This window comes from Halomonas sp. Mc5H-6, from assembly GCF_024124705.1.
Classification (GTDB): Bacteria; Pseudomonadota; Gammaproteobacteria; order Pseudomonadales; family Halomonadaceae; genus Vreelandella; species Vreelandella subterranea.
Genome location: NZ_JAMXSI010000001.1, coordinates 26,126 through 42,868 on the forward strand (window position 1 = coordinate 26,126; position 16,743 = coordinate 42,868).

At 58.3% G+C, this 16,743-nt stretch carries 13 protein-coding genes; 9 read left to right on the forward strand and 4 right to left on the reverse strand.

The annotated features are described in order from the left end of the window. The first annotated feature begins 32 nt into the window (after positions 1–32). The gene (gene msrB / locus NH395_RS00130; protein WP_253021511.1) at positions 33–530 is read left to right on the forward strand and encodes a peptide-methionine (R)-S-oxide reductase MsrB; all 498 of its coding nucleotides are present in this window, start codon (positions 33–35) and stop codon (positions 528–530) included. Between the two features lie 12 nt (positions 531–542). Here msrB and NH395_RS00135 read toward each other — a convergent pair whose 3' ends face one another. After that, positions 543–1,403, reverse strand: coding sequence for a LysR substrate-binding domain-containing protein (locus tag NH395_RS00135; RefSeq protein ID WP_253021512.1), 861 nt, complete (start codon positions 1,401–1,403; stop codon positions 543–545). A 139-nt stretch (positions 1,404–1,542) separates the two neighbouring features. Here NH395_RS00135 and NH395_RS00140 point away from each other — a divergent pair, with 139 nt between their 5' ends. The 5 genes from NH395_RS00140 to rsd all read left to right on the forward strand — a co-directional run bounded on the left by NH395_RS00140 (position 1,543) and on the right by rsd (position 7,112). After that, positions 1,543–1,809 (forward strand): DUF1127 domain-containing protein, encoded by a 267-nt coding sequence (locus NH395_RS00140; protein WP_253021514.1) that lies wholly within the window; start codon positions 1,543–1,545, stop codon positions 1,807–1,809. Positions 1,810–1,889: 80 nt separating this feature from the next. After that, positions 1,890–4,232 (forward strand): Tex family protein, encoded by a 2,343-nt coding sequence (locus NH395_RS00145; RefSeq protein WP_253021516.1) that lies wholly within the window; start codon positions 1,890–1,892, stop codon positions 4,230–4,232. Between the two features lie 131 nt (positions 4,233–4,363). Then, complete coding sequence (gshA, locus tag NH395_RS00150) at positions 4,364–6,001, forward strand: glutamate--cysteine ligase (protein ID WP_253021518.1); 1,638 nt, start codon at positions 4,364–4,366, stop codon at positions 5,999–6,001. After that, positions 6,001–6,516 carry a disulfide bond formation protein B gene (locus tag NH395_RS00155; RefSeq protein WP_253022400.1) on the forward strand — a complete coding sequence of 172 codons (516 nt, stop codon included), beginning with the start codon at positions 6,001–6,003 and terminating at the stop codon, positions 6,514–6,516. Before gshA ends, NH395_RS00155 begins: the two co-directional genes overlap by 1 nt. 107 nt (positions 6,517–6,623) lie before the next feature. After that, complete coding sequence (gene rsd / locus NH395_RS00160) at positions 6,624–7,112, forward strand: sigma D regulator (protein WP_253021519.1); 489 nt, start codon at positions 6,624–6,626, stop codon at positions 7,110–7,112. A gap of 393 nt (positions 7,113–7,505) precedes the next feature. Here rsd and NH395_RS00165 read toward each other — a convergent pair whose 3' ends face one another. Continuing rightward, the gene (locus NH395_RS00165) at positions 7,506–10,568 is read right to left on the reverse strand and encodes an efflux RND transporter permease subunit (RefSeq protein WP_253021521.1); all 3,063 of its coding nucleotides are present in this window, start codon (positions 10,566–10,568) and stop codon (positions 7,506–7,508) included. Beyond that, positions 10,552–11,673 (reverse strand): efflux RND transporter periplasmic adaptor subunit, encoded by a 1,122-nt coding sequence (locus tag NH395_RS00170; protein ID WP_253021523.1) that lies wholly within the window; start codon positions 11,671–11,673, stop codon positions 10,552–10,554. The genes NH395_RS00165 and NH395_RS00170 overlap by 17 nt, the downstream gene beginning before the upstream one ends. A gap of 223 nt (positions 11,674–11,896) precedes the next feature. On the opposite strand from NH395_RS00170, the gene NH395_RS00175 reads away from it, so the two are divergent. Further along, positions 11,897–12,871, forward strand: a complete 975-nt coding sequence (locus NH395_RS00175; protein WP_253021525.1) for a malate dehydrogenase — start codon at positions 11,897–11,899, stop codon at positions 12,869–12,871. Positions 12,872–13,060: 189 nt separating this feature from the next. Here the strand turns inward: NH395_RS00175 and NH395_RS00180 are convergent, their stop codons facing one another. Next, positions 13,061–13,720 carry an HAD family hydrolase gene (locus NH395_RS00180; RefSeq protein ID WP_253021527.1) on the reverse strand — a complete coding sequence of 220 codons (660 nt, stop codon included), beginning with the start codon at positions 13,718–13,720 and terminating at the stop codon, positions 13,061–13,063. A gap of 187 nt (positions 13,721–13,907) precedes the next feature. Between NH395_RS00180 and NH395_RS00185 the strand changes: the two genes are divergently transcribed. Continuing rightward, positions 13,908–14,399, forward strand: a complete 492-nt coding sequence (locus NH395_RS00185) for an RNA pyrophosphohydrolase (protein ID WP_253021529.1) — start codon at positions 13,908–13,910, stop codon at positions 14,397–14,399. An 81-nt stretch (positions 14,400–14,480) separates the two neighbouring features. Beyond that, positions 14,481–16,742 (forward strand): phosphoenolpyruvate--protein phosphotransferase, encoded by a 2,262-nt coding sequence (gene ptsP / locus NH395_RS00190; protein WP_092825569.1) that lies wholly within the window; start codon positions 14,481–14,483, stop codon positions 16,740–16,742. The last annotated feature ends 1 nt before the right edge of the window (position 16,743 follow it).

A 16,743-nucleotide genomic window follows, 5' to 3' on the forward strand; every position in this document is an offset into this window, starting at 1 on the left:
GCCTGTCTTTAAATCGCTATGGGAGCAGACGCATGAAACGTCGCCACTTTTTAGGCCTTGCCGGTTTTACGGGACTGGCCGGGGTCATCCCCGGTGTCTCGTTTGGCTTTCCAAGGCTCGATCTCGAAGCAGCGCCGGATATCGAACCACTTGAACTCAGCGAAGCGGAGTGGCGTGAACGGCTTTCCGATAAAGCCTTTGACGTACTGCGCGATCATGGCACTGAACCCGCCTTCTCAAGCCCGCTGGATGATGAGTGGCGGGAAGGCGAGTATCGCTGTGCGGGCTGTGATCTGTTGCTGTTTACCAGCGCCATGAAATTCGACTCCGGCACCGGCTGGCCGAGTTTCTTTGAGCATGTTGAGGGCCATCTGCTGACTGAACTTGATTTCAAAATGGTCTGGCCGCGTACTGAATACCACTGTGCCCGCTGCGGTGGTCACCAAGGTCACGTGTTCGAGGATGGCCCCGACCCGACGGGGCTACGCTGGTGCAATAACGGCGTGGCGTTACGGTTCGTGGCCGCGTAGCGCTGGCAGCCTCTAAAGCCTGAAACCTTCACCAATATGCTCGGCCAGGCTATCGATAATCGGTGACTGAGTGGAGGAAGTGTGCAGCAAAACGATGGATGATTCTGGCAACTCGGGAAACCCTTCCTCTTTACCCAGTATCTGCATCTCGGCGGTTACCAGGCTGCGCATCCAGGCAGAGACTGCCAACCCCGCTCCCACAACCGCCTGCAGTGTCGCCAGGCTCGGGCTGCTGTAGGCGACGCGATAGGCACGGCCTGCACGGTCCAGCGCATTGCAGGCATGGCGGCGACAAAAGCAGGGCGCTTCAAAGAGCGCAAGCGGTACCGGTGTCTGTAAATGGGTGCTGTGACTTTCGGCCGCGACCCATACGGTAGGCTCTCTTCTTAGTATTGTGCCAATCTCGTCGCCTATTTCCCGGGTCATGATGATCAGGTCCAGGCTCCCCTGCGGCTGCTGGGAAAGCACGGAGGAGGGCGCACAGTGTACGTCCACATCCACCAGCGGCCACGCCTGGGAAAACGTCTTGAGAATGCCCGGTAGAAAACGCATCACATAGTCATCGGGTACGCCCAGCCTGACGCGGCCCACCATATCGGGTTGGCGAAGCAGCGTCAGCGCCTCGCCCTGCAGCGATAAAATCTTCCGTGCATAGCCGAGCAGGGTGTTGCCCTCGCTGGTCAGCAGTAGCTGGCGGTTCTGACGCACAAACAGCGGGCGCTGAATCACGTCTTCCTCCAGCCGTTTGATTTGCATGCTCACGGCCGATTGCGTGCGGTTGACGGCCGCGGCGGCACGGGTAAAGCCGCCTTGATCCACAATGGCAACAAAGGTGCGCAGCAGCTCGTGATCGATGGTGGGTAGTGTCGCCATGGGTATCAATCTTCTTGATGTTGTGCATAAGCACTATTCGTTGGATTGATTTTAGGCGCCGTTTAATACTTCTTTCAACACTTAACTTAAATTGCCCTGCCGAGCGTATGGGTGATCTAACCGGAGAGGAGTGATTGAAATGGAATGCTCGCTATCATGCCGCCAAGCCATTCAGAGCCATCAGGTCGATGAAGCCAAGCCGCTTGAACAGAGCCAACAGGGGAAGAATCGTTCTTGCAGGGTAACCTGGCGCGAAAGGCTATACCGCTGGCGCCAGCTGCGCCACGAGCGCAATACGTTACGTTATTTAAGTGACGACATGCTGAAAGATATTGGACTGAGTCGTGAGGCGGTTAGGCGCGAATCCCGCCGTCCGTTCTGGGACGACCGCGGGTGGCGTCGTTGATGTCTCGATTCATGCCAGTCAGAGCGGGATTGTGGTACCTTGTAGGCACTAAGAAGTGCTGCATGAGTTAGTTGCCATTTATGGATGTTAATCAGCGAATTATTGCCCGCTTGGCCGACGAGTTGAGCGTTCGCCCCGAACAAGTGGCGGCCACGGTAGAGCTTATTGATGGTGGCGCTACCGTGCCGTTTATCGCCCGTTATCGCAAGGAAGTCACCGGCGCGCTGGACGACAGTCAATTACGCCAACTGGATGAACGCCTACGCTACCTGCGCGAGTTGGAAGAGCGCCGCAGCGCGATTCTGGCGTCTATTGATGAGCAAGGTAAGTTGGACGCGACGCTCAAAGCAGCGATTGATGATGCCCAGACCAAGCAGCGTCTGGAAGATTTATACCTGCCGTTCAAGAAAAAACGCCGTACCAAAGCACAAATTGCCCGTGAAGCCGGTTTAGAGCCGCTGGCGGATGCGCTGCTTGGCGATCCAACGCTCGACCCTGAAAGCGAGGCGGCCGATTATCTACGCCCGGCAGAGGGCGATATTCCGGCGATTGAAGACGCCAAGGCTGCCCTCGACGGGGCCAAGCAGATTTTGATGGAACGTTTTGCCGAAGACCCCGATCTGATCGGCCAGCTTCGCGAGCGGCTCTGGCAGGAAGGTGAATTAAGTGCCCGGGTGCTGGACGGTAAGCAGCAGGAGGGCGCCAAGTTCGCCGATTATTTCGAGCACGACGAAAAGCTTGCCAAAGTGCCATCGCACCGCGCGCTGGCCATGTTCCGTGGCCGCAACGAGGGCGTGTTGAGCCTCGCCATTCGCCTTCCGGGCGAAGACGAAGCGCCGGTTCACCCTGCCCAGGTGGCGATAGCCAAACACCTTGGCATCAGCGACCAGGGCCGTGCCGCCGATAAATGGCTGTTGGAAGTCGTGCGCTGGACGTGGCGCGTCAAGCTCTATACGGCGCTGGAAACCGAGCTTTTGGGTCGCCTGCGTGAGACAGCAGAACAAACCGCGATTGACGTCTTTGCGGCCAATCTCAAGGACCTGCTGCTGGCCGCACCGGCGGGGCCGAAAGTCACCCTGGCGATTGACCCGGGCCTGCGAACCGGCTGCAAAGTAGCCGTCGTCGATGCCACCGGCCAGTTTGTCGACCAGGCAACGATTTACCCCCATGCGCCGCAGAAGCGCTGGGATGATGCGCTTGGCGTGCTGGCGAGGCTGGTCAGGCAGCACGGCGTTCAATTGATTGCCGTGGGTAACGGCACTGCCAGCCGTGAAACCGACAAGCTGGCAGGGGAGTTACTCAAGTCGCTGGCGCCTGACCATCGGCTCAGCAAGGTCATGGTTAGCGAGGCTGGGGCCTCGGTTTACTCTGCCTCGGAATACGCTTCCAGAGAGCTCCCGGACCTGGACGTGACGGTGCGCGGCGCGGTGTCGATCGCCCGCCGTTTGCAGGACCCGCTGGCCGAGCTGGTCAAGATCGAGCCCAAATCGATTGGGGTTGGTCAGTACCAGCACGATGTGTCGCAAATGCAGCTTTCCCGCAGCCTGGAGGCGGTCATCGAGGATTGTGTGAATGCGGTGGGCGTGGATTTGAATACTGCATCGAGCGCGCTGCTGTCGCGAGTGGCCGGGTTGAGCGCTGCCATTGCCGAGAATGTGGTTGCCCAGCGTAATGTTAAGGGTGCCTTCAAAAGCCGTCAGGCACTCCTCGAGGTCAGTCGTCTTGGCCCCAAGACGTTTGAGCAGTGCGCCGGTTTCTTGCGTATCAGTAACGCCGACAATCCGCTGGATGCCAGTGCCGTTCACCCCGAGGCCTACGTGGTGGTGGAGCGCATGGCGAAGCAAAGCGGCCGCGATGTCAAAGGGCTGATTGGCGATAGCGCCACCCTCAAGTCATTAAATCCCGCCGACTTTGCCGACGAACGCTTTGGTGTTCCCACGGTGAGCGACATTCTTGCGGAGCTGGATAAGCCCGGCCGCGACCCCAGGCCCGAATTCAAGGCCGCCGAGTTCCGCGAAGGCGTCGAAACCCTCAACGACTTATCGCAGGGGATGGTGCTGGAAGGCACGGTCACCAACGTGACACACTTCGGTGCCTTTGTGGATATCGGCGTTCATCAGGATGGCCTGGTGCATATCTCGGCGCTATCCCACCGCTTTATCGACGATCCGCGCAGTGTGGTCAAGGCCGGTGATATCGTCACTGTCAAAGTCATGAGTGTGGATATCCCTCGCAAGCGGGTAGGGCTCTCCATGCGTCTGGACGATGAGCCAGAACGCGAGCCAAATGACGCTGGCCCTTCCAGAGATAGGGAGCCGCGCAAACCATCGCGCAGCCAGCGGCCGACGAAAAAGGCCAACGAAACGCCCGCAGCGGTGGGCGCGTTGGGCGCTGCATTGCTTAAAGCCAAACAGGACAAATAGTCGCGCGTCTTGAAAGTTGAACGGCTGCCGCCATATCCTGCTGTCTATTCTCGATGGGTAGACGTCGGCAATGCCACCTGATTCCACCAAGGCCCGCGCTTGCGCGGGCTTACTAACAAGGAGTGTTCACCTTGCCTGAACCACTCACTGTGCCATCTTCACTAACGGCCACGATTGACCGCTTGCTGCCCAGCGCCCGGTTGGGTCGGCTCGGTCGTCTTCGCCGTGGACTCGAAAAAGAAGGGCTGCGGGTCGATTCGCAGGGGCATATTGCGCAAACGTCGCATCCTTATGCGTTGGGATCGAAACTGACTCATCCGCACATTACTACTGACTACTCCGAGTCGTTGCTCGAGTACATCACGCCGGTTTATTCCGAACCCGGAGAAGCGCTGGCGTTCCTTTCCGATCTGCATACCTTTACCTATCAGCATCTGTCGGATGAGTGGATCTGGCCAGGCAGTATGCCATCGCGCCTATCGGGTAATGACAGTGTGCCGATCGCCGACTACGGCCACTCCAATGTCGGCACCATGAAGCACGTCTATCGCAAGGGACTCGATGTACGCTATGGGCGGATCATGCAGGCGATCGCCGGGGTGCATTACAACGTGTCTCTGCCTGACGATATGTGGCAGGCGCTGCGTGAGCTGGAACAAGCCACCAATGTGCCCTTCAACGATTATCGCTCAACCCGCTATTTCAGCATGATCCGGCATTTCCGACGCCATAGCTGGCTGCTGCTGTACCTATTTGGCGCTTCGCCTGCCGTGGACAAAAGCTTTCTGCCCGATGGCAAGGTGCCAGACAAGCTCAAACCCTTGAGCGACGATACCTACTATGCCCCTTACGCGACCACGTTGCGCATGTCGGATCTTGGTTATCAGAACAAGGTGCAGTCGCAGCTGAAAATCTGCTTCAACTCGCTGTCCAATTATGTCAATACTCTGCGGCATGCGATTTCCTCGCCCTGGCCCGATTATCAAAAAATGGGTGTGAAGGTGGGCGATGACTGGCAGCAGCTCAATGCCAACATTCTGCAGATCGAAAACGAGTACTACAGCGATATTCGCCCCAAGCGGGTCGCCAAGCATAATGAAACCCCCAGCCAGGCGCTTGAAGCCCGCGGTGTCGAGTACATCGAAGTACGCTGCCTGGATTTAAACCCCTTTGATCCGCTGGGCATTGACGAAACGCAAATGCGCTTTGTCGACACCTTCTTGATGTGGTGTCTGCTGAGCGAAAGCCCATGGATTTCGGACGAAGAATGCGACAGGCTCGATGACAATCGTCGCTTTGTGGTGGAGCGGGGGCGTGATCCGGCACTGACGCTGATTCGGGATGGCGAATCGACCACGGTTGCGGCATGGGGTGAGCAGATATTTGCCGAGATGGCAGAGGTGGCGCGACTGCTGGATGCGGTCGAAGAGGGCAAGCCGCACGCGAAGGCATTAGAGGCGTTGGCGCCGCGTCTCAAGGATCCTTCATTGACGCCATCGGCGCAGTTGCTGGCGCAGTTGCAAGCCGGTAATGGGTCACTCAGCGATACGTTATTAAGTCTTGCCCAAGCCCAGGCCGCTGAGTTGAAAGCCAAGCCCATGCTGCGCTCACGTGAGGCGCTCTTGGCCCAGCTAATTGATACCTCCCACCAGCAACAGCACGATATTGAGGCCGATGATCAGGTAAGCTTCGACGATTTTCTGCGTGACTATTTTGCCCATGCACGGGAATCTCGCGCGCTATCTTCACTGACAGCGGAGAAGAAATGATGAAGACGCCGTCCATACGTTCAGCGGCGCTATTGGGCGTTGTTTTTTGTATTTTCATGATGGCGGTTGCGCTGGGGCTTGAGCATATCGGGGGGTATGAGCCCTGCCCGCTATGCGTGTTTCAGCGCGTCGCGGTGATCGCAACCGGCGTGGTGTTGCTGATAGCCGCGATCCACGACCCGGCGAGCCGCGGCGGCAAGGTGATCTACGGCGTCTTGGGTCTGTTGGCGGCGGGGGCAGGGGCCTTCATTGCCGGTCGTCACGTCTGGCTTCAGTCATTGCCCGCGGATGAAGTGCCTACCTGTGGCCCAGGCCTTGATTACATGATTGATATTCTGCCCATGCAGGAGGTCGTCGCCATGGTTCTGACGGGCTCTGGTGAATGCGCTGAGATCGATTTTAGCTTATTGGGGCTATCGCTACCGGCCTGGACACTGATCGGTTTTGCACTGCTGTTGCTCATACCGTTGCGTATGATCGTACTGGCACGCCAGCGTGCCATGCTTTTCAGTTAGTAGGCTTAATCATGGTATGAGGGAAACCATCCCGATGAGGATTGACAGCGCAGAGTGGAAAAGCGAGTCTAGCCTTGTTAACGGCGGCGACAAGCAAGGAGAGCCCCATGCTCGAAGATTGTAAAAATGCCCAGGAGCGCTGGGGCGGTGTGCACAGCCTGATTGATCGTTGGCTGCAGCAGCGCCGCAATCTACTGATTAGTTTTATCGAGCTGAAAGAGGCTTGCGACTCAGAACTCGAAAGCGTCAGCAAGGCGCGCATTGATCATTTCAGTGAATCGCTGATGGATTATATCAGCGCAGGGCATTTCGAGATTTACCCACAGTTGGCCGAGGAAGCGCGGGCTTTTAATGATGAGGGTGCGCTGAACATCGCGGAAAAATTGCTCGAGCGGTTGGAAATGTCGACAGAAATGGTGTTGTCGTTTGACACCGACTTTGCTTCCACCGCCAGTTGCGAACAGAACATCGCCCGTCTGCCAGCCTGGATTGACCGACTGGCCCGAGGCTTGACCGAACGCTTTGCCCTCGAAGACCAGCTTATTGCCCGGCTACACGCCGTGCACAGCCCCGCAACGTCCAACGCCCCCGCCTGAAGTAAGTGTTCGTGCCACCGCAGTTTAATGCTTGTAGATAGCCTGATCGCCCGACAAGTCGGGCTCCTACGGGGCTATGTGCCCGCATCGGGTTTGTAGGGTCGCAATTCATTGCGCGATCAGCAGCGATCGTGCCGCCGAAGATGAACGCTTTTAGAGCCAGATTGCCCGACAAGTCGGGCTCCTACGGGGCTATATGCCCGTATTGGGTTTGTAGGAGCGCAATTCATTGCGCGATCAGCAGCGATCGTGCCGCCGAAGATGAACGCATTTAGAGCCTGATCGCCCGACAAGTCGGGCTCCTACGGGGCTATGTGCCCGTGTTGGGTTTGTAGGAGCGCAATTCATTGCGCGATCAGGAACCATCGAGGCGCCGAGCTTGATTGCTGGGTGTCAGCGCCATCTGCCGCCAATCACCAGCATGCAGGGCGTCAGCAGCAGCGTTAGCGCCGTGGCGAAGGTAAGTCCGCCGGCAATGGCGCTGGACATTTGCGTCCACCACTGGGCGGAAGGGGCATTAAAGCCCAGTGCCGGGGTAAATAGGTCCACATTGATCCCCAATACCATCGGCATCAGCCCCAGCACCGTGGTGATCGCCGTTAACAGCACCGGGCGCAAGCGCAAGCAGCCCGCTTCCAGGGCGGCTTCGACCGGCGTCATGCCCTGGCCACGCAGCTCGTTGTAGGTATCGATCAAGACGATATTGTTATTGACCACGATACCCGCCAGGGCAATCACCCCCATCCCCACCATGACAATGCCGAACGCCTGTCCGGTAATCAGCAAGCCCATCAACACCCCCGCGGTGGAGAAGACAATCGCCGACAGCACCAGGCCTGCCTGATAGAAACTATTGAACTGAGTGACCAGAATCAGCGCCATCAAACCGATAGCAATCAGGAAGGCGCTTGCCAGGAACTGCATTGATTCCTGCTGATCCTCCTGCTCACCGGCGACATTCACCATCAACCCGTCGGGCAGGCTATCGCTGCCTGCTTCTAGCAGAGCGCCCAGACGTTCATCGGCGAGATAACCGGGGGCAAGGTCGGCATCGATGGTAATGGCCCGGCGCCCATCGATGCGGTTCAGCGTGCCGACTTTAGGGGCCGGTTCCAGAGTCACGAAGTGCGAGATAGGTACCTGGCCCCGCTGGGTATTGATGGTCAAGCGCTCGAGCTGATTCAGCGAGCGCCAGTTCTGCGGCAGCCGTACGCGGATATCCACTTCATCGTTCACCTCGGGCGGGCGGTAACTTGCGACCTGAAGGCCGGTGGTGAGCAACTGAACCGCGCTACCAATGGTTGTCACGTCGGTGCCCATTCGCGCCGCAGCTTCCCGGTCCACGTTCACCCGCCACTCCACACCGGGCAGGCTGCGGTTATCCTGAATATCGGTAAAGCCGCCCAGTTCGCGCATTAATTGCGTCAGTTGGTCAACGCCGGTATCGGCAACGTCAGGGTTGGTGGCGCTTACTTCCAGCACAATGGGTTTGCCGCCGCCGGGGCCCATCTCCTGCTCCTGGAATTCCAATGTAATGCCGGGGATATCCCCGGCTCGCTCGGCCATGTCGTCCAGAATGGCCTGGGCAGGGCGGCGCTCATGCCAGTCAATAAACTGGAACTGGAGCATGCCGATGACGTCGTTGCCCATCTGCTGGTTGGGCACCGCAAAGGAGCGCGCATACAGCGCCCGTACTTCGCTCATGCCGGATAGTCTGGCTTCTACCCGCTGCACGATGGCGTCGGTTTCCTGCGCCGAAAAATCGCCCCGGGCGCGTACCAGGACCTGGGCACTGTCGGGCTCCACATTGGGGAAGAAGTCAACGCCGTGGTTGAAGCGGGCGTAGCCGGTATATAGCAGCGCGATCAACAACAGGGCGATCAACAGCACCCAGGCGGGATGCTTGAGCAACCTGGCCAGCAGATGGCGATAGCCGCGACCAAAGGATGTCGTCGCCTCTTCAGGGAGAGCCCTGCTAGAAGCTGCCGCGGTACGAGTAAACAAACGACCCAGTGTCGGCAAGAACACCAGCGCCATGGCCAGCGACGCCAAAAGGCACAAGATCACCGTGGCAGGCAGGTACTTCATAAATTGGCCGACCACCCCGGGCCAGAACAGCAGAGGAATAAACACCGCGAGGGTGGTGGCCGTGGAGGCGATAACCGGCCAGCTCATCCGTGAAGCGGCGTTAAGCCATGCCTGGTGGGGCGCTTGGCCATCGCGCAGGTGGCGATCGGCCAGCTCGCTGACGACGATGGCGCCGTCCACCAGCATGCCCGCGACCAGAATCAGCGCGAACAGCACCACGATATTGAGCGTAAAGCCGAATGCCCACACCAGCAGGATACCGGTCAAAAAAGCGCCGGGTATGGTAAGACCGACCAGCAAGGCCATACGCCATCCCATCGCTGCCACCACCACGATCAATACCAGTACCACGGCGGTGAGCACGTTGTTCAAAAGCTCGGAGAGCATGTTTTCGACGGTGGTCGACTCATCCAGAATGGTGGTGAAGCGCAGTTGGTCGGGGAGCAGGTCATCGGCTTCGGCTAATCTGTCACGCACCGCGCCAATGGTGGCGATAATATTGGCCCCGGCGCGCTTGGAAATTTCCAGTACTACGGCAGGTTGGCCGTCAATGCGGGCAAAGCCCTCCGGGTCCTTGTAGGTCGGGTTGATCCACGCCACATCGCCAAAGGTGACCACACGGTCCTCATCGACCTTGACCGGCATATTCATGACATCGTCAAGGGACTGAATAATACCGGGGACTTTTAAGGCCAGGCGCCCCGCGCCGGTATCCAGGCTGCCTGCTGCAACCAGGCGGTTATTGCGCGATACCTGATTGAACAGCGTATCAAAATCGACCCCGTAGCTCTCCAGCACCAATGGGTCGACCACAATCTCCAGCAGGTCTTCCCGCTCACCGGCAATATCGACTTCCAGCACATCGGCAATGCCTTCGATCTCTTCCTGCAAACGTCGGGCGACGGTCATGCGTTCGCGGGTGTCCAACTGGCCTGAGAGGCCGATGGTCAATACCGGGAACTCCGATACATTGACTTCCATTACCCGAGGCTCATCGGCCTCGTCGGGCAGCTCGCTACGGGCAATATCCACCCGGTCACGGACGTCGGTCAGCGCGGTGTCGGGGTCAAAGCCGGGGTCGAACTCCAGCGTAATCGAGCCATGGCCTTCACTGGATTGAGCGGTGAACTTGCGCAGTCCCTCGATACCGCGCAGTTCCTGCTCCATGGGACGAATCAGCAGCCGCTCGCCGTCCTCGGGGCTTACGCCCTCCAGCGACAGCGAGACGTAAATCATCGGAATGGTGACGTCGGGGTTGGCTTCCTTGGGGATCACCTGCCAGGCTGTAATACCTGCTAGTATCAAGCTCACTAACAGCAGAAGCGTTGTACGGCTGTGGGCTAGCGCGGCATCAATCAACTGGCGCATGAACGCTATCCTGGCCAGTGGATGGTTGCGAAATAGTGGCTTCTTCCGTTGCTACCGGGGTGACCGTTTCGCCAACGTCGACCATGCCTGCGCCAAGCGTAATCAAGCGTAGCGGGTCGGGCAGGCCGGTCACGTAGGCGCGCCGGGTGTCAGCACTGACCAGTTCCACGGTGGTCTGCTGTACCTGGTCGTCGTCATCCAGATGCTTGACCGCCAGTTGGCCTTCGCTATTCAGGCTGAGCAGCGCAGGGGATAGGGTATGCACCTGGCGAGGCGGCAGGGTGATGGTCAGCTCGGCGCTGGCGCCTGCCAGGGGCTTACTGGCCGGGTTGTCCAGCGTGGCTTCGACATAGAAAGTGCGTGTGGCTTCTTCGGCGCGATGGCTGATAAAGGTCAGCTCGCCCTCCAGGTGGTCGCCGTTCAGCAGCCGGGCGGTGACCGGCAGCCCCACGCTCAAATCGCCCACCTGTTGCTGTGACACCCAGGCAACGCCTTTCAAGCGGCGATCATCAACCAGTTGGCCCCACTCTTCGCCGGGCTGGAGCAAGTCACCCAGTTCCACCTCTACGCGGTTAAGCACGCCGTCAAAAGGGGCGGTGGGGCGGCTGTCATCCAACTGCTTCTTCAGCTGCGCCACCGAGGCGGCGCTGGCGCTAAGCGCGCTCTGCAGGCGTAATAGTTCGGGCTGGGAAATCAACTCCCGCTCACGCAGGTTGCGGGCACCGGCATATTCCGCCTCGGCAACGGCCAGCTCGTCACGGGCCTGCTGCAGTTGCTCGGGCAAGGCGTCGTTATCCAGCACTAACAGTGTATCGCCCGCCTCAACGCGGCTTCCCTGGGCCATCGGCTTGTCGGTCACAAAGCCCGCCATATTGGCACGCAGGGTGGTTTCGCGCTGAGCCGTCAGTTGGCCCTGGGTAACTTGCTCGGGGATAAAGGCGATGCTGTGTTGCTCAACCACCTCGACCCTTGGGCCTTCGTCCTGGCGATCAGGGGTATCCGGGGGCGCGTTTTGAAAGCCCTGGAAGTTACCCAAGGCGAGCCATATCACCAGTGCCAGCACAAGCAGGCTGGCGAGGGCGTAAGAGAACGGGATTCTTCGCATGGGGCGTCCATGTCCTTGGCAACACGATAAAGTTAGCAGTAAAACGTTGACACCATAGCGCAACTGAACAGGTTCGGCGAGTCGCAGACGGCTGTGTGGATGACCCGCATGCCAAATGGGGACTAGTCGGATGTCTGATTGAGTTTTTGCCTAACTGGGCATACCATCTTCGCGTCTTGAGTTCTGTCGACCCACCCTCAGGCGAACCAACCAAGGAGCAATGATGAAAGATCCAGTACGTATTGCGATTACCGGCGGTGCCGGTCAGATTAGCTACTCTCTTATTTTCCGCATCGCCGCTGGCGACATGCTGGGGCCGGATCAGCCTGTCATTCTCCAGCTGCTGGAAATTCCCCAGGCAATGGACGCCCTGAACGGGGTGGTAATGGAAGTCAACGACTGTGCCTTCCCGCTCGTTCAAGATATTGTCGCCAGCGATGATCCGAATGTTGCGTTCAAAGATGCCGACTTTGCGCTGCTGGTCGGCGCACGTCCGCGTGGCCCGGGCATGGAGCGTAAGGATCTGCTGGAAGCCAACGCGGCGATCTTCTCCGTTCAAGGCAAGGCGCTGAATGACCACGCCAGCCGTGATGTGAAAGTGCTGGTCGTCGGTAACCCGGCCAACACCAACGCGCTGATTGCTTCCTGCAACGCGCCGGATCTGGACATGGGTCAGTTCACCGCGATGACGCGCCTGGACCACAATCGCGCCCTGACGCAACTGGCACAGAAAACCGGCAAGCACGTCACTGATGTTGAAGACCTGATCATCTGGGGCAACCACAGTGCAACGCAGTACCCGGATCTGGCCCAGTGCAAAGTCGACGGCAAAGCGGCGTTCGATCTGGTTGACCGCGACTGGTACGAAAACGACTTTATCCCCACCGTGCAGCAGCGCGGCGCGGCGATCATCAAAGCACGTGGCGCCTCTTCTGCCGCCTCTGCTGCCTCTTCGGCCATCGACCATATGCACGATTGGGCGCTGGGCTCCAAAGGCATCGTCAGCATGGCGATTCCATCTGACGGCAGCTACGGCATCGAAGAAGGCATCATCTACTCCTACCCGGTACGTTGCCAGGGTGGCAAGTATGAAATCGTTCAAGGCTTCGAAATTGACGAATTCAGCCAAGAGAAGATGAAGGCTACCGAAAAAGAGCTGCGCGAAGAGCGTGCTGCCGTCGAGCACCTGCTCGGCTGATCGGAGAAAAGCAAGAGATTAGAAGTAAGAGTTAAGAGGTAAGAAAACCCCGCAGGGTGTGTGACCTGCGGGGTTTTTCTTGTTTGATATCTTTAGTTACCCTGACTTCCTTCTTCCTTCTTCCTTCTTCCTTCTTCCTTCTTCCTTCTTTCAGGCGCGAAGCGCCGCTCTTCAAGCTTCCAGCTTTGGTTACCAGTCCCGCAAACTCATGATTCGCCATTGGCGCTCTTCGGCGACTTGGCGCAGGGTGTCGTCAGGATCGACAGCCACCGGGTTGTCGACTTTCTCAAGTAGCGGCAGGTCATTGTGGGAGTCGCTGTAGAACCATGCGCCTTCCATGGTCATCTGCTGTTCTTCCAGCCATTGCTCCAGGCGGGTGACTTTGCCTTCGCGGTAGCTGGGCACACCCTGCACGCGGCCGGTGTAGTGACCGTCGACGCATTCGGGCTCAACGGCAATCAGATGTTCTACGCCCAGGCGCTTGGCAATCGGCCCGGTAATAAACCGGTTGGTGGCGGTAATGATCAGCAGGGTATCGCCCATGGTACGGTGGCGGGCCAGCAATTCTTCAGCTTTCGGCAGGATATGGGGCTCGATTTTGCTGGCCATGAACTGCTGATGCCAAGCAGCCAACTGCTCTGGCGTGTTGTCGGCAAGCGGCTTCAGCGCGACGGCTAGAAAGTCGGCCATGTCGAGTGTGCCCGCTTGGTAATCGGCCATAAAGCGGTCATTGGCTTCCCGGTAGGCAACGGGGTCTACCGCACCCTGTTCAAGCAGGAACTCTCCCCAGGCATGATCGCTATCGATGGATAGCAAGGTATTATCCAAATCGAAAATGGCCAGACTCACGGCGCTCCCCTTATGCTTGATGATGGTCGTTTACAGCCAGACGTAAAGCGCCGGATTATCGCAGAGTCGCTGTTGCTTTGACACCGACACACCGCGCTGCGTTAGTAACTTGACGCTATATTGTATTGATACGCTTGTTGTCCTTGTGGAAAAATGGGCATAGTTCAAAATTTATAAGGTGATGTCCGTGATCGACGCTGACGGCTTTCGCCCCAATGTTGGCATTATTATCACCAACCGCCAGGGGCAGCTGCTATGGGCGCGTCGTGTAGGACAGAATGCGTGGCAGTTCCCCCAGGGAGGCATCAAATCAAGCGAGACGCCGCAAGAAGCTCTTTTTCGTGAACTTCACGAAGAAATTGGCCTGACTGCCAATGACGTTGATATTGTCGCCTGCACCCGGGGCTGGCTGCGCTATCGTCTGCCACGACGCATGATTCGCACACATTCGCGGCCAGTTTGTATTGGCCAGAAGCAGAAGTGGTTTTTACTCCAGATCCGCTGCGAGGATAGCCGTATCTGCATGACGGCGACGCCCAAGCCTGAATTTGACGGGTGGAGATGGGTAAGTTACTGGTACCCTCTTGGTCAGGTCGTGCCGTTCAAGCGTGAAGTGTATCGACGTGCACTCCGCGAGCTATCGCCCCGCGTTCAACGCTTGGCATTAATAGACGGGTGAACCGTCGCCCTGCAAATGGGCAGCGGTTAATGGCCAAGAAATTCCTCAGCGAGGCAAATAACAGTGAAAAGTAAAACGTCCATGCTTGAGGTTCTGCGCCGCGTTATTCAGGAAGTGAATGGCGCGCGCAACCTGGATGCTGCATTGGCCACCATGGTGCGACGCATTCGCAAAGCGATGCAAACCGATGTTTGCTCTTTTTATCTTTACGATAAAGAGCTTGAATCGCTGGTGCTCATGGAAACTATCGGCTTACGCACCCAGGCCGTCGGGCAGGTGGTACTTCCGTTAGGCGAAGGTCTGGTGGGGCTCGTCGCCAAGCGCAGTGAGCCGCTGAATTTGGAAGATGCCCAATCCCATCCCCACTTTCGCTATTTTGAGGCGACCGGAGAGGAGCGTTATTCGAGCTTCCTCGGTGTGCCCATTATCCACCAGCGTCTCATGCTGGGCGTTCTGGTCGTGCAACAAGCCGAGCAGCGTCAGTACGATGATGAGGACGAAGCCTTCCTGGTGACCATGGCGGCACAGCTCGCGGGTGTGCTGGCACACGCGTTGGCTACGGGCAATTTGAACCGCCGTGCCTTGCCCAGTGGGCAGACCATGTTCAAGGGCGTGGCCGCGTCGCCTGGGATGGCGATGGGTGAAGCCGTGGTGATCACACCACCGTCGGATCTCAACAGCGTGCCTGACCTGGTCCCCAGTGATGAGGATTTCGAAGTCGCGCGGCTGAAGGAAGCCATTGGCAAAACGCGCGCTGAAATCCGGGCGGCGGCCGAGCGATTGGTCAACCGTATTTCGACTCAGGAATTGGCGCTGTTCGACGTTTATCAACAAATGCTGGGTGAGGCGGCGCTATCGGAGGAAGTTGAGAAACGTATTCGTGAAGGTCAGTGGGCACCTGGTGCCCTGGCCGACGTGGTGCGTCGCCATGTGCAATATCTCGAGCGCGTGGATGATAATTACCTGCGCGAGCGGGCGGCGGATATTCGCGACCTGGGGCGTCGTGTACTGGCCCACCTGCAGGAAGATTCCCCCTCGACTCCCGAGACCTATCCTGACAATGCCATTCTGGTCGGGGATGAGATCAGCGTGGCGATGCTGGGTGAGGTGCCCCGCGATAAATTGAAAGGGCTGGTTTCGGTGCGCGGTTCCAGCACCTCCCACGTGGCGATCGTCGCCCGCGCCATGGGCATTCCCACGGTGCTTGGCATGGTGGATCTACCGCTGCCACGTCTGTCGGGAGCGCCAGTCGTGCTTGACGGCCACCGGGGGCGGTTGTTCGTCAGGCCTGCCCCTGAGCTGAAAGCCCGCTATGAAAGCCTGATTGCCGAAGAAGAAGCCTTAAGCGAGCTGTTGTCACACGAACAGGACCTGCCCAGCGAGACACCCGACGGCCACGACATGCCGCTGATGGTGAACACGGGGCTTGCGGTCGATGCCGCCGCCTTGCTTAAAAGTCGCATCAGCGGCGTAGGGCTCTACCGTACCGAAGTGCCGTTCATGATTACCGAGCGCTTCCCCGGCGAGAAAGAACAGACGCGACTCTACCGTGATCAGTTGGAAAGCTTCTCACCGTTACCGGTGGTCATGCGCACGCTGGATATCGGCGGCGACAAAGACCTGCCGTATTTCCCGATCGAGGAAGCCAACCCCTTCCTGGGCTGGCGCGGTATGCGCGTGACCCTAGACCACCCGGAAGTCTTGATGGTTCAGCTGCGGGCGATGCTTAAAGCGTCCAAAGAACTCGATAACCTCTACGTACTTTTCCCGATGATTACCAACGTCGAAGAAGTGGATGAGGCTTTGCGATTGCTGGACCGTGCCATCCTGGAGCTGGGCGAGGAGGGCATCGACGTAGAGCGCCCCAAGGTGGGGGTCATGATTGAGGTGCCGGCCACTATCTATCAAATGGATGCATTGGCCAAGCGGGTGGATTTCTTCTCGGTGGGTAGTAATGACCTGACTCAATACCTTCTTGCGGTAGACCGTAACAACCCGCGCGTTTCCAGCCTCTATGATGCACTGCATCCGGCACTGCTGGGGGCGTTGCAGGAGTTGTCGCAGGATGCACTGCGGCTCAAAAAGCCCATTTCGTTATGCGGTGAGCTGGCTGGTGATCCGGCGGGGGCGCTGTTGCTGATGGCGATGGGATTCACCAGTCTGTCCATGAACGCCCCCAGCCTGCCCAAAGTGCGCGCGGCGATCCGCCGTGTCTCTTTGAAGGATGCCCAGCAGTTGCTGTCGGAAGTCATGCTGCTGGATACACCTGCCCAGGTACATATGCACCTGGATAAACGAATGGATGACTGGCAGCTCTCGCATTTGCTTCCCCCGCGTGACTGAA